Below are 12,549 nucleotides of genomic sequence, written 5' to 3' on the forward strand. Positions count from 1 at the left end.
CGTGGTTCCGGTCAGGCGGCAGCCGCCTGCAGGATGTCGTCGGCGCAGCCGCTGATCGCCGCTGCGAGCGCTTCCATGTCGCGCTCGCGCGGGCTGCTGCGGCGCCAGACGAGGCCGATCTCGCGCGCAGGCTCTGGTGCGGCGAAGGGCACGATCCGGATCGAGTTGCGCGCCGCCTCGGTCGCAATCGCGATTTCGGGGATCAGCGTCATGCCCATGCCGTTGGCGACCATCTGCAGGAGCGTCGTCATCGAAGTGGCGCCGAACGAGACGAGGCGGCGCTTGCCGGCCGTGCTGCAGACGGCAAGTGCCTGGTCGCGAAGGCAATGCCCCTCTTCGAGCAGCAGCAGCTGTTCGACATCCACCTGGTCTTCGGTCAGCGGCGACATCAGGATGTTTCGCTCGTCGTCCGCCATCGCCATGAAAAAGCGATCGGAAAAGAGCGGTTTCGTCGAAAGCCCGTCGGTTTCGATCGGCAGGGCGGCAACGACGGCGTCGAGCAGGCCCTCGCCGAGATCGGCGACCAGTCGCGACGTCACCGACTCCTTCAATTCGATCTCGATCGCCGGATACACTCGGCGCAAGTGCGGCACCAGTCGCGGCACGAGATAGGGGGCAAGCGTCGGGATAACGCCGATGCGGATACGTCCTTCGAGTGTGCCGGAGCTGGCGCGGGCGCTCTGCTCCAGCATGTCCACTTCCGCGAGAATGGCGCGGGTGCGGGTCAGCACCTCTTCGCCTTTGCGGGTGAGGAAAACGCCGCTGCGGCTGCGCTCCACCAGCTTCACACCCAGGTGGTTCTCCATTTCCATGATCTGGGCGGAGAGCGCCGGCTGGCTGACGTGGACGAGTTCGGCGGCCTTGCCGAAGTGGCGAGCGGAGGCAAGCGCCTCGAAATAGCGCATCTGTCTGAGTGTAAGCATGATAGGAAAATCCTATCGAGTTTTAATTTATATGCAATTGGAGATTATCGATCGCCTGTGGGAAAACCGCGTTGCCAAAGCGTCCGGGCTTTGAGCGTCGCCCAAGTGGCGGCTGGCAGCCGCCCTGGCTGTCGTCGGGCAGGCGGTGAAACCCTGCGCGATCTCCCGGGCGCGAACCCTTTGACAGGAGGACGCGATGTCAGATCGACCCATATTGACGACGAGCGCCGGAGCGCCGGTACCGGACAACCAGAATTCGCTGACGGCCGGTCCGCGCGGCGGCGTCATGATGCAGGACTACCAGCTTATAGAGAAGCTGTCGCATCAAAACCGCGAGCGCATTCCCGAGCGCGCCGTGCATGCCAAGGGCTGGGGCGCCTATGGCACCCTGAAGATCACAGGCGATATCTCGAAATACACCAAGGCCAAGGTTCTGCAGCCGGGCGCTGAAACGCCGATGCTGGCGCGCTTCTCTACGGTTGCGGGTGAACTGGGTGCGGCCGACGCCGAACGCGACGTGCGCGGCTTTGCGCTGAAATTCTATACGCCCGAGGGCAATTGGGACCTCGTCGGCAACAACACGCCGATCTTCTTCATCCGCGATGCCTACAAGTTCCCGGACTTCATCCACACCCAGAAGCGCCATCCGAAGACGAACCTGCGCTCGGCAACCGCCATGTGGGATTTCTGGTCGCTGTCGCCGGAAAGCCTGCACCAGGTCACGATCCTGATGTCCGACCGCGGATGTCCGGTGTCGCCGCTGCACATGAACGGCTATGGTTCACACACCTTCTCGTTCTGGAACGACGCCGGTGAGCGCTATTGGGTGAAGTTCCACTTCAAGACCCAGCACGGCCACAAGTTCTACACCAATGCGGAGGCCGCGGACGTGATCGGCCGGACACGCGAAAGCTACCAGGAAGCGCTCTACGGCGCCGTTGAAGAGGGCTACTATCCGCGCTGGACGCTTCAGGTGCAGATCATGCCGGAACTCGATGCGGATAAGACCCCCTACAATCCCTTCGACGTCACCAAGGTCTGGCCGCATGCGGACTACCCGCCGATTGAGGTGGGCGTTCTGGAACTCAATCGCAATCCGGAGAACTACTTCGCCGAGGTCGAGAACGCCGCCTTCTCGCCGTCCAACATCGTGCCCGGCATCGGCTTCTCGCCGGACAAGATGCTGCAGGCCAGGCTCTTCTCCTATGCCGATGCCCACCGCTATCGCCTCGGCACCCACTACGAGCACATCCCGGTCAATCGGCCGAAATGCCCGGTGCGTCACTATCACCGCGATGGCCAGATGAACACGTTCGGCGGCATCCAGACCGGCAATCCGGACGCCTATTACGAACCAAACTCGTTCAACGGCCCGGTCGAGCAGCCGTCCGCGATGGAACCGCCACTGCGCATCAGCGGCGACATGGCCCGCTACGACCACCGCGAAGGCAACGACGACTACAGTCAGCCGCGCGCGCTGTTCAATCTGTTCGATGCCGGCGAGAAGGCGCGGCTGTTTGCAAACATCGCCGCTGCCATGGGCGGCGTGCCTGGTCTGATCGTTGAACGTCAGCTTGCACATTTCAAGCGCGTTCATCCGGACTATGAAGCCGGTGTCCGCGCAGCACTTCAAGCGGCACATGGCTACGAAGCGGAGACTGTCAGCACCGCTGCCGAATAGGCAGGGCGAGCGCTCGACCGAGCTCGGAAAAAGAAAAGCCACGTACCCTGTCGGTACGTGGCTTTTTTGGTTTCTGCCGGCTCTACCAGCCCGGCAGCATATGGCTTTGCCTGAGACGCGGATAGCGCGGGAAGCCCTTGATGTCGGCCTCGAGGTCGTCATTGGCGCTGATCGGCGTGATGTTGTCGAGGCAGGCGGTGATGTGATTGCTGATCGCATTCGAAAGCGAGGGCGAGAGGCCCGGACGCTTCATGATGCCGATCTGCACCGGCGCCAGCGCCGGGAAGCCGTCGGCGAGCGTCAGCACCTTCATGCCCGGTCGCAACGCCGATTCCGGCAAGACCGATACCGCCATGCCCGCGAGTACCGCCGCGGCGACGACCGTCGACGACCAGCTGGTGAACAGGATCTGGTACTCCCGCCCGGTCGCATCGAGCGCTGCACAGGCGGCCTGGCGCCAGAGACAGTCACGCCGGCCGACCGCGAGCGGGATCGGTGCGTTCTCGGGCAACGGGTGGTTGATCGAGCTCACCCAGCAAAGCGGCTCGGTCCGCACCACGTCCGACGCGCGCGCGCGCGGATTGTGCGTGACCAGCGCGATGTCGAGGTCGCCCTTCGCCATCTTCTCGGCGAGATCCACGGACGGCTCGCAGACGATGTAGAGCTCGACATTCGGATGCGTCTTGGCAAAACGCATGATGATCTCGGGCATGTAGCGGTCGGCGTAATCGTCGGGCGTGCCGATCCTGAGCGTTCCTTCGAGGCGGTTGTCGTCGAAGGAGGCAATCGCTTCGTTGTTGAGGCGGATCATCCGGCGGGCGAAATTCAGCAGCCGGTCGCCCTCGACGGTCAGCCGGTTGCCGCGGCCGTCTTTCATGAAGAGTGCTTTGCCGATGCGCTCCTCCAGGCGGCGCATTTGCATCGATACGGCGGATTGAGTCTTGAAGACCCGGTCGGCCGCCTTGGTGAAACTGCCCGTGTCGGCGATCGCGACAAAGGTCTGGAGCTGATCGATATCGAGCGGTGCGGACATGGCCGTGATGCATCCATAAGATTGTTTGATGAATATCATTAAAAACATTCGTTGGACTGATCAATAAGGATTTGCGATCAATCGGGGGCAAATTCATCGATCCCCCGCCGGCAATTTTGCCGGTGATTCCCAAATCTTTTGGCCCGCCCCTGCGTTTGACCTCCCCCGCAGGGGATGGGTCTCTTCGTGCCGAAAAAGGAGACCGTCATGCGCACGACACAGCACGTCCTCGATCTCGACCTCGTTGCAGGGAAGCAGTCCTATGCCCCCCGCACAGTCGGCGTCGTAGCCATGCTGACGTCCGTATGGCGCCAACTCAGAAACCGATACGCGATCAGCCGTCTGAACGACATGGATGACCGTCAGCTCCTGGACATGGGGCTGAAGCGAGAAGATGTGCGCGAGGCGATCACCTCGCCCTTCTTCGATAATCCGGCCAGTTACCTGACGCGCGCTTCGCGAAACCGTGCGAGCCTCTTCTACAAGGGGACCCGCCACGACTGATTGTCCCCCATGGCGCATCCCGCCGCTTAGGGTGTGTGCCAGTCGAGCATGATCCGTGAAAGCCTGCCGCCGCCGCGGGTCATGCTCAGAATTCCAGAGTTTCGGTGCTGCTGGCCGCATTGTCCGCGCGCTCAAACGTTCCCCGCAGGGTAGAGCCAATAACCCTGCCGCTTGGCCCGGTGCATGACCAAGACATGTGCCGGGCCTTTTTCTTTTCAGATGTGTCTTCGGCAACGGGCCCGAGCACTCTCCGACGCAGCCGCTTGCTGCGTCCAGCGGAAGCATGGAGGGTGTCGACGGGAAGGGCGTTTCAGCTCTTTGTGCCGGGACCGGTCTTGTAGAGGTCGAACAGCGCCTCGACGTTCTTCTGGTATTCCTTTTGCATCTCCAGCCCGGTGTCGAACATGCTGTTCATCACCTGGGAGAACTGGGCAAGCGCGGGATTGTCGGCTGCCGGCTTCTGCGCGCCGGCGGCGCCCGCCTGCATCATGTCCTGAAACGCCTTGACGAACGGGTTGTCGGCAAAGACGTCGGCTGTTTTCGGCTTCTCCTCCTTCTTCGGGGCCATGCCGAAGAAACCCTGCATCGCCTGGGTGAAGGGATTGTCGAAGGGGTTGGGTTGCGGCTCCGGCTTCTTGGCAAAGCCCGCCGCCTCCATCCACTGCCGCATGGCTGCCGCCATCGGGTTGTTGGCAAAGGCATCGCCTGCGGCGGCGAATTGCCCGGTCGTTTGCTTGAACAGCCCGCCCATCAGCGTGTCGGCCATGACCGGCAGCATCTGCTTGTAGATCTCCTGGCTGATGCCGGTGACCTGGGCGGCCTGGGCGGCGATCGCCCGCGACATTTCCTTCGAGCCGAACAACTGTCCGAGAACACCGTTGCCGTCGACCATGCCCTGCGGTGTGAAGGCCTGGCTCATGTCTTCGAAGTATTTGGCATAGTTGCCGCTACCGAGTGCCGTAAGCAGCGCGCCGAAATCATAGGGGTTGGCTGTGTTGCGCTTGAAGGCGGCCGAAAACGCGGGCAGCAATGCCGCCGTCGCCTTCGTCATCTGCTCCTGGGCGATGCCAAATTGTTGAGCCATCAGTTCGATGGCTTTGCCATTTTGCGCCTGCGCGAACATGTCAAAAAGCGGTGCCATGCCAGTTCCCCTTCGGCATCTTGAATCGCGCCGCTGCAAACGGCGCATATCCTTGCACTATAACGGGAAATCGGGGTCTGGAAACCGCTTTTTGAAACGTGCTTTGTAAGCCCTAGTACTGGTATTCGGCAAAGACCGGCTCGACCGAGCCATTCCAGCGGCCGTTGTAGAGCGCCAGCAGATCTTCGGCGAGTGTCGCCTTCTTGGCGAGCACTTCGTCGAGCGGTGCCAGGAACTGGCTTTCGTCGATACCGTCGCCGTTCAGCCGGTTGCGGCGCTTCAGGCCGCCACGCGAAATGGCGATCACCTCGCGGGCAATGTCGTAGAGGTTGCCGTTGCGGAACTTGGTCGCGAGCGCCTGCACGGGCACCGCGTCGCGCATGGCGGTCACTTCCTCGAGGGTCCAGTCGCGCGTCAGGGTCTCGGCGGCATCGAGCGCTTCGCGGTCGTAGAGCAGGCCGACCCAGAAGGCCGGCAGCGCGCAGATCCGCCGCCATGGGCCGCCGTCGGCGCCACGCATCTCAAGGAAGCGCTTGAGCCGGACGTCGGGGAACAGCGTCGAAAGATGGTTCGTCCAGTCACCCATGTTCGGCTGCCAGTCGGCGATCTCGCCCTTTAGCGCTCCGCCCATGAACTGGCGGAACGTGACGTGGGTACAGTCGTGATAGTGGCCGTCGCGCACGACGAAATACATCGGTACGTCCAGTGCCCATTCGACATAGTCGGCAAAGCCGAAATTCGGGCCGAAGGCGGACGGCAGCAGGCCGGCGCGCTGGTTGTCGGTATCACGCCAGATGTCGCCGCGCCAGGAAAGCAGCCCGTTCGGCTTGCCGTCGGTGAACGGCGAGCTGGCGAAGAGGGCGGTTGAGAGCGGCTGCAGCTTCAGGGAAACCTGCATCTTGCGGCGCATGTCCTCTTCCGAGGAGAAGTCGAGATTCACCTGGATCGTGCAGGTGCGATACATCATGTCGAGGCCCCTGGTGCCGACCTTGGGCATATAGCGGCTCATGATGCCATAACGCGATTTCGGCATGCGCGGCGTCTCGGCGAAGGTCCATTTCGGGCTGCCCCCGATGCCGAGGAAACGGATGCCGAGCGGCTCGGCGACTTCGCGCAGGACCGCGAGGTGCTGGTTCGATTCCTTGCAGGTCTGGTGCAGGTTTTCGAGAGGCGCGCCGGAAAGCTCGAACTGGCCACCCGGCTCCAGTGAGATCGCGCCGTTGCCCGACTGCTCGGCGAGGCCGATGATGTTGCCTTCGTCGATGATCGGTTCCCAGCCGCTCTTGGCGGCCATGCCGTTCAGAAGCGCCTGGATGCTGGCCTCGCCAAAATAGGGGACGGGGCTGTTGTCCGCCTTAAAGAAGGCGAACTTTTCGTGCTCCGTGCCGATCCGGAACCGCTCCTCCGGTTTCGAACCTTCTGCCAGGTAGGCGGTCAGGTCAGCAACAGAGGTTACCGGCGTCTGGTCGGTGGTATCTCGGGCCATGAGCGTCTTCTTTTGTTTGGGCGGCTCCCACTGGATAGCGGGAGTTGATGAAGGCTGCTTGAACCGTAATCAGGTGCGGTGCAAGTCAATTTCTTTCAAGATCTCATCAAAAAAAGTAGGACGATTGCTTGCGCTGGAGCAAGCTCGTTGGAACTGGGTATCGTCGACCCAACCATGCCTTGTTGTCAGAGGTCCGCCCTGTTCTAGAGGAACGAGCGGCAACCGGATTTCCCGGGAGCGACCGGCTATCGCCAGTCGCCGACAGTGGCCTGGATGACCGCCATGGCGGCGACGGCCGCGGTATCAGCCCTTAGAATCCGCGGCCCGAGCGGAATGGCGCTCACGAAATCGAGGCTGTGGAGCAGCGTCCGTTCGCCTTCCGAGAACCCGCCCTCCGGGCCGATCAACAGGGCGAGTTTCTTTTCCTTGATGCCGGAAAGGATCGGCAGCGGGTTCTGGCTGTCGCTGCCTTCGTCGCAAAAGATGATGCGCCGGTCGCTGGACCAGGTGGAAAGCACATCCTCAAGCCGACGCGGCTCTTCCACATCGGGAATACCCAGCACGCCGCATTGTTCAGCGGCCTCGATGACGTTGGCGCGGACCCGTTCGATGCTGCCGAGCTTGCCCTGCACGTGCTGGGTCATCACCGGCTGCAGCAGGCCTGCACCCATCTCGACGGCCTTCTGCACGAGATAGTCGAGCCGCCCGACCTTGAGCGGTGCAAAGAGATAGACGAGATCGCAGGGTTCCGGCTGTGGGCGGGTCTGCTCGACCGATGTCAGCACCAGACGCTTTTTGCTGGCGAAGGAAAGTTCGGTGCGCCATTCGCCATCGCGTCCGTTGAAGGTAAGGATCGAGGAGCCTTCCTCATAGCGCAGCACATTGACCAGGTAGTTGAACTGTTCCTTCGTCGCCTCCTGGCTGGAGCCGGCGTTAAGAGCGTGCTCGACGAACAGTCGCTGCATGCGAAAATTGGCGCGCATATCGGGTGCTTTCACATGAAAATGCTGGAAAGGATAAAGTAAAGGACGGCCGATAGCGCGGCCGAGGCGGGAACGGTGATGACCCAGGCGGCGACGATCGTGAGGAAATGCGACCGGCGCACGAGGCGGCGGCGCCGGACTTCGGCAAAATTGGTCTCCGCCGAATCCATGAAATCGGTCTGCCCTGTCCGCTGACGGACATATTGCAGACGCCGCTTGGAGTTGCGGATATACCATTCACGGAAGAAGCCGACGCCGAAGACGGCACCAACAGCCGTGTGCGTCGAACTGATCGGCAGTCCGAGCGCCGATGCCAGGAGCACCGTGACGGCGGTGGCAAGCGCCACGCAGAAGGCGCGCATCGGGTTGAGCTTGGTGATTTCCTGGCCGACGACGCGGATGAGCTTCGGGCCATAGAGAAGCAGGCCGATCGAAATGCCGAGGGCGCCGATTGCAAGCTCCCACAAGGGCGCCGGCGATTTCTCCGTCGTGATGACGCCGTCGAGCGCCGAGACGATCGCCGATAGCGGGCCGATCGCGTTCGAGACGTCGTTGGCGCCGTGGGCGAAGGACAGCAGCGCAGCGGCCACGATCAGCGGCAAGCGGAAGAGCTTGCGAAGGGACTGATTCCGGTTGTCGAGGCCTTCCGATTGGCGGAAGATCCAGGGCCTGGCCTGCAGGTAGACTGCCACCCCCGCAACGACGCCGGCGGCGAGGCCCACGGGCACCGTGATCGCCGCCACCTGCACCAGCGCGATCAGAGCAAGATAGGCGGTAAAACTCCCGGCGGTAACGCCGAGGATAACCGGCATCCATCTCCTGGCCGCGGCGATCTTGTCCTCGCGGTAAATGATGAATTCCTTGAGGAAGGCGAGGAAGATGGCGGCGATGGCGCCGCCGAGCAGCGGCGAGACCGACCAGCTGAGCGTGATGCCGGCGAGCGACCACCACTGCACGCTGGAAAAGCCGGCGGCGGCGATGCCTGCGCCGACGATGCCGCCGATGATGGAGTGCGTGGTCGAAACTGGTGCTCCGGAATAGGTGGCGATGTTGATCCAGGCGGCCGATGACGCAAGCGCGGCCATCATGATCCAGACGATCGCCTGCGGACCGAGCACGTCTTCGCCGTAGACGATGCCCGCTTCGATCGTCAGCGCCACTTGCCGCCCGGCCAGCATTGCGCCGGCGATCTCGAACACGGCGGCAATCGCAAGCGCGGTCGCCATCGACATCGCCTTGGCGCCGACGGCAGCGCCGACGTTGTTGGTCACGTCGTTCGCGCCGATGTTCATGGCCATGTAGCCGGCGATGGCAGCGGCAGCGATGATGATAGGCGCAGTCGCGGAACTCGTCACGAAGCTCGCGGCAAAGGCCATGCTCAGAAGCAGAAAGAGACCGGCGAGCGCCGGCGCCGCCAGGCTGCGGCGGACATGTCGCGACGCCTCTTCGGCAAGGCTGAGCTTGTCGAGATCTTTGTCGATCGTCTGTTTTGCGAGGCGTACGCGCGGCTGTGCCACTGCCTGGAACTCCATTGTCACCATGGCCACTAAGGCCACTGCAACATGCATTCAAGTGGATTTGATGGACATCGGTGCCGCGCGCGTCGGGAACTCGCGTTCAGGGGCATCGGATGGCCGGGGATGGCCCGAAAGACTAGCCGTTCGCAGCTTTCGGCATCGGCACAGAGAGCGTCGCCATGCGTTCGCCGAAGGCGAGAATGAGATCCTTCAGCGACGGCTCTGCGACCCGAGAAGCCGCTTCCTTGTAGTCGACCCATTCGAGCTGCCTGCGACCTTCCTCGGGGAAGTGCTTGCAGAGATCGTCGACTTCCAGTGCGTGAACCTGCACCTTGACCGAGATCTTCAGGCCATGGTCCATGCGCTTCTGGTAAAGATAGTAGCCGGCCGTCGCCTTCTGCACCCGCCCCTTGACGCCGGCCTCTTCGTAGGCCTCGCGCTCTGCCACCTCGTGGGCGCGCTTGCCCTGCATTGGCCATCCCTTGGGAATGACCCAGCGACCGGTGTCGCGGCTGGTGATCATCAGGATTTCGAGAGCCTTGGTCTTCTTGCGGATCCGATAGCAGAGCGCGGCGTATTGCATGCGCGCCGGGCGGCGCAACATCAACTGGACATCGGATGCGAGTCTGTTCAAGAAGTTCAAGGTCGTCTGCGCTCCTCTCGGCGAATCAGTGTTTTTGTTTTCTGTCAAAGCCAGTATGGCAGCGTCCTGTTACGTGTAAACGTCGCCGCCGGCGGGCAGCCGGATATGCAGCCAGCTTTCCTCTGCACTGTGGTCCATATACGACAGCATATGGTGTTTCCACGGCAGTTTATAAAGCGCCGGCAACTCGGCGTTGGTCCGATCCGTCAGCTCGCGCGATCGCGTTGCTGCAGACGCAGGCGGGCGATGCGGTTCCATTCGCCGGTGCGCTCCACCTCGCGGGTTGCAGCAGCGACAAAGTCGATATGGGACTGCGACGCGGCCTTTGCCTTTGCCGGGTCCCGCGCCATGATCGCGTCGTAGATCGCCTCGTGCTGACCAAGCAGCCGGTCGCGCGCGCCGGGCGCATCGAAGACTGAGTTGCGATGGAAGAAGATGCCCTGTTGGAGCAGCCGATAACAGGCGCGCAGCGTGTGCATCAGGATGATGTTGTGGGCGCTTTCGCCGATTGCCTGGTGCAGCTCGATATCGGCTTCGAGCTCCGCGTCGAAGTCGCCGGCGGCGTGTGCCGTTCGCATGCGTTCGATGATCCTGGTCAGGATGTCCCGGTCGAAATCGGTGGCGCGGCTGGCGGCCAGTTCCGCGGTCAGCCCTTCGAGCTCGCGTCGGTATTCGAGATAATCCTGCGTCGCCTTGTGATGACGGGCGATGAGATCGATCAGCGGCTTGGAAAAAATCTGCCCGACGACATCGGCGACGAAGGTGCCGCCACCGTGTCGGCTTTCGACGAGGCCACGCCCTTCCAGTTCCTTGAGCGCCTCGCGCAGGATTGGCCTCGATACGTCGAAGCGCTTGGAAAGCTCCCGTTCCCCAGGCAGCCGGTCGCCGTCGCGCAGTACGCCTTCGAGGATCAGCAGCTCGATCTGTTGCACGACTTCGTCCGCCGTCCGGCTGTGGCTGATGCGGGCGAAGAGGTCGATCTGGTCGTCAGTCACGTCTTGGTCTCCCGGATCACGATGATTTCCGGTCGCTTAGGCCAAAAAGATATCGTGATTCTGATAGGTTGGGGCGAAAAGGGGCGGCCAGTCGCGAAGGTTCCCTTGTCCCGCTGTGCCGCAATCTAGGCAGCTGACGCCAAGTGGTCAATTTCCTTGTCCACTTTGTGCAGCTGACAAAAATCAAACTGCGTCAATGCGTCCTTTTTCTTTTGCTCGTTCGATTGATAAGAAAGTCGTGATGAACGCGTGAGGGGGACAAGAGCGCTTCATGGCAAAGGGTAGTTTTGCATTTCCGGTGGCGCCGATGCGCGCCTTGGCCTTGGGCGAGGTTCACTCTCGCCCCTATGCGCTGGTGACCACGCCGCGGGTGATTTTCCAGCTCGCCTTCCTGACGGATGGCGGCTCGATCGTCGATCACGCCGTACTGTCGGAACTGTCGCGCGCACGGGGGATTGCGCCGCCGGGGCGCGACGCGAACCATCATGCGATGTCCTGGGGGCAGGGGACGTTGCGCTGGGAGCGTCACACCGAATTTTCGACCTATTTCTGGGATGCGCCGCCGCCGGAGCAGTTTGGCGGAGAGGTGCCGATCCATCCCTTCGGCGACGGCTTTTCGCCACCGGGTTCGCTGATCTCGGGCATCCGCCTGGAAATCCGGCCGGACACGCCTGAAACCCGGGATGCGATCAAGCTCCTCGATCCGACGAGCCTCTGCTACAGCGAAACCAAGAACGGCCAGGCCGTGATCGTCACCGACTTCCGCCAGAACGGTGATGGGCTGACCCAGATCCTGGTGATCGACCGCGGCATGACCGAGGCGGGCACCGGCGCGCTGGTCCAGCGCCTGCTCGATATCGAGACCTACCGCACACTGGCGATGCTGGGCCTGCCGCTCGCCCAGTCGCTGTCGCCGGAAATCCGCCGAACCGAAGATGGTCTGACCGGAATTACCCAGCGCATGAAGGAAAATGTGCGCGAGGAGGCCGACGACATGTTGGCCGAGATCACCCGGCTCGCCGCCGATCTCGAGGCCGGTGCCGCGCTCAGTCTCTATCGCTTCGGCGCCAGCCGCGCCTATTACGGCATCGTGCAGGAGCGCATTCGCACGCTCTCCGAGACACCGCTGCCCGGCTACGAGACCATAGGCACCTTTCTCGAACGACGCCTGGCGCCGGCCATGCGCACCTGTCAGTCGGTCGAGGAGCGCCAGGCCAACCTGTCGCGCAAGCTCGCCCGTGCCACCGCTCTTTTGCGAAGCTGGGTCGATGTCGAACTCGAACGGCAGAACAGCGCGCTGCTCAACTCGATGGACCGCCGCGCGAAGCTGCAGCTACGCCTGCAGCAGACCGTTGAAGGACTGTCGGTCGCCGCCATCTCCTACTACGTCGTCGGGTTGTTCGGCTACCTCGCCAAGGCCGTCAGCCACGAACTCCCGATCGATCCAGGCCTGCTGACCGGCCTTGCCGTTCCCGTCGCCGTTGCCGGCGTCTGGCTGATCGTGCGCCGCATCCGCCGACATCACGAGGAAGGGGATCACAAGTAAGCAATTCCAGCAAAAGTGCACAGCGGTTTTGCGTCCGGAATTGCGGGAAACAGGCAATTCCAGCAAAAGTGCGCAGCCGAATTGTGGGCGGGGGAAC

Annotated in this window: 11 protein-coding genes; 3 read left to right on the top strand and 8 right to left on the bottom strand. The window is 62.5% G+C overall.

All coding sequences use genetic code 11. The features are described 5' to 3' along the window. Positions 1 to 11: 11 nt before the first annotated feature. The gene (locus LAC81_RS02170) at positions 12 to 923 is read right to left on the bottom strand and encodes a hydrogen peroxide-inducible genes activator (RefSeq protein ID WP_223726540.1); all 912 of its coding nucleotides are present in this window, start codon (positions 921 to 923) and stop codon (positions 12 to 14) included. Between the two features lie 196 nt (positions 924 to 1,119). Between LAC81_RS02170 and katA the strand changes: the two genes are divergently transcribed. After that, positions 1,120 to 2,604 (top strand): catalase KatA, encoded by a 1,485-nt coding sequence (gene katA, locus LAC81_RS02175; RefSeq protein ID WP_223726541.1) that lies wholly within the window; start codon positions 1,120 to 1,122, stop codon positions 2,602 to 2,604. 82 nt (positions 2,605 to 2,686) lie between these two features. On the opposite strand, the gene LAC81_RS02180 is transcribed toward katA, so the two are convergent. Beyond that, entirely contained in the window at positions 2,687 to 3,637 is a 951-nt protein-coding gene (locus LAC81_RS02180) for a LysR substrate-binding domain-containing protein (protein ID WP_043618309.1), read from the bottom strand. Between the two features lie 207 nt (positions 3,638 to 3,844). Here LAC81_RS02180 and LAC81_RS02185 point away from each other — a divergent pair, with 207 nt between their 5' ends. Then, positions 3,845 to 4,141, top strand: a complete 297-nt coding sequence (locus LAC81_RS02185; RefSeq protein WP_223726542.1) for a DUF1127 domain-containing protein — start codon at positions 3,845 to 3,847, stop codon at positions 4,139 to 4,141. A gap of 310 nt (positions 4,142 to 4,451) precedes the next feature. Here LAC81_RS02185 and LAC81_RS02190 read toward each other — a convergent pair whose 3' ends face one another. From LAC81_RS02190 to LAC81_RS02215, 6 genes are all read right to left on the bottom strand, one after another. Next, on the bottom strand, positions 4,452 to 5,282 hold the full coding sequence (locus LAC81_RS02190; RefSeq protein WP_223726543.1) for a DUF937 domain-containing protein: 831 nt from the start codon (positions 5,280 to 5,282) through the stop codon (positions 4,452 to 4,454). A gap of 112 nt (positions 5,283 to 5,394) precedes the next feature. Then, positions 5,395 to 6,768, bottom strand: coding sequence for a glutamate--cysteine ligase (locus tag LAC81_RS02195; RefSeq protein ID WP_223726544.1), 1,374 nt, complete (start codon positions 6,766 to 6,768; stop codon positions 5,395 to 5,397). 245 nt (positions 6,769 to 7,013) lie between these two features. Next, complete coding sequence (locus LAC81_RS02200) at positions 7,014 to 7,751, bottom strand: 16S rRNA (uracil(1498)-N(3))-methyltransferase (protein ID WP_223726545.1); 738 nt, start codon at positions 7,749 to 7,751, stop codon at positions 7,014 to 7,016. A gap of 11 nt (positions 7,752 to 7,762) precedes the next feature. Further along, positions 7,763 to 9,268, bottom strand: coding sequence for an inorganic phosphate transporter (locus LAC81_RS02205; RefSeq protein ID WP_223726546.1), 1,506 nt, complete (start codon positions 9,266 to 9,268; stop codon positions 7,763 to 7,765). 136 nt (positions 9,269 to 9,404) lie between these two features. Continuing rightward, positions 9,405 to 9,911, bottom strand: coding sequence for an NUDIX hydrolase (locus LAC81_RS02210; RefSeq protein ID WP_223726547.1), 507 nt, complete (start codon positions 9,909 to 9,911; stop codon positions 9,405 to 9,407). A 206-nt stretch (positions 9,912 to 10,117) separates the two neighbouring features. After that, positions 10,118 to 10,906: a FadR/GntR family transcriptional regulator gene (locus LAC81_RS02215; RefSeq protein WP_223726548.1), complete on the bottom strand. Its 789-nt coding sequence runs from the start codon at positions 10,904 to 10,906 to the stop codon at positions 10,118 to 10,120. A gap of 271 nt (positions 10,907 to 11,177) precedes the next feature. Here LAC81_RS02215 and LAC81_RS02220 point away from each other — a divergent pair, with 271 nt between their 5' ends. Beyond that, on the top strand, positions 11,178 to 12,452 hold the full coding sequence (locus tag LAC81_RS02220) for a DUF3422 family protein (RefSeq protein ID WP_223726549.1): 1,275 nt from the start codon (positions 11,178 to 11,180) through the stop codon (positions 12,450 to 12,452). Positions 12,453 to 12,549 lie beyond the last annotated feature (97 nt).

It is taken from the genome of Ensifer adhaerens (assembly GCF_020035535.1).
GTDB lineage: Bacteria > Pseudomonadota > Alphaproteobacteria > Rhizobiales > Rhizobiaceae > Ensifer.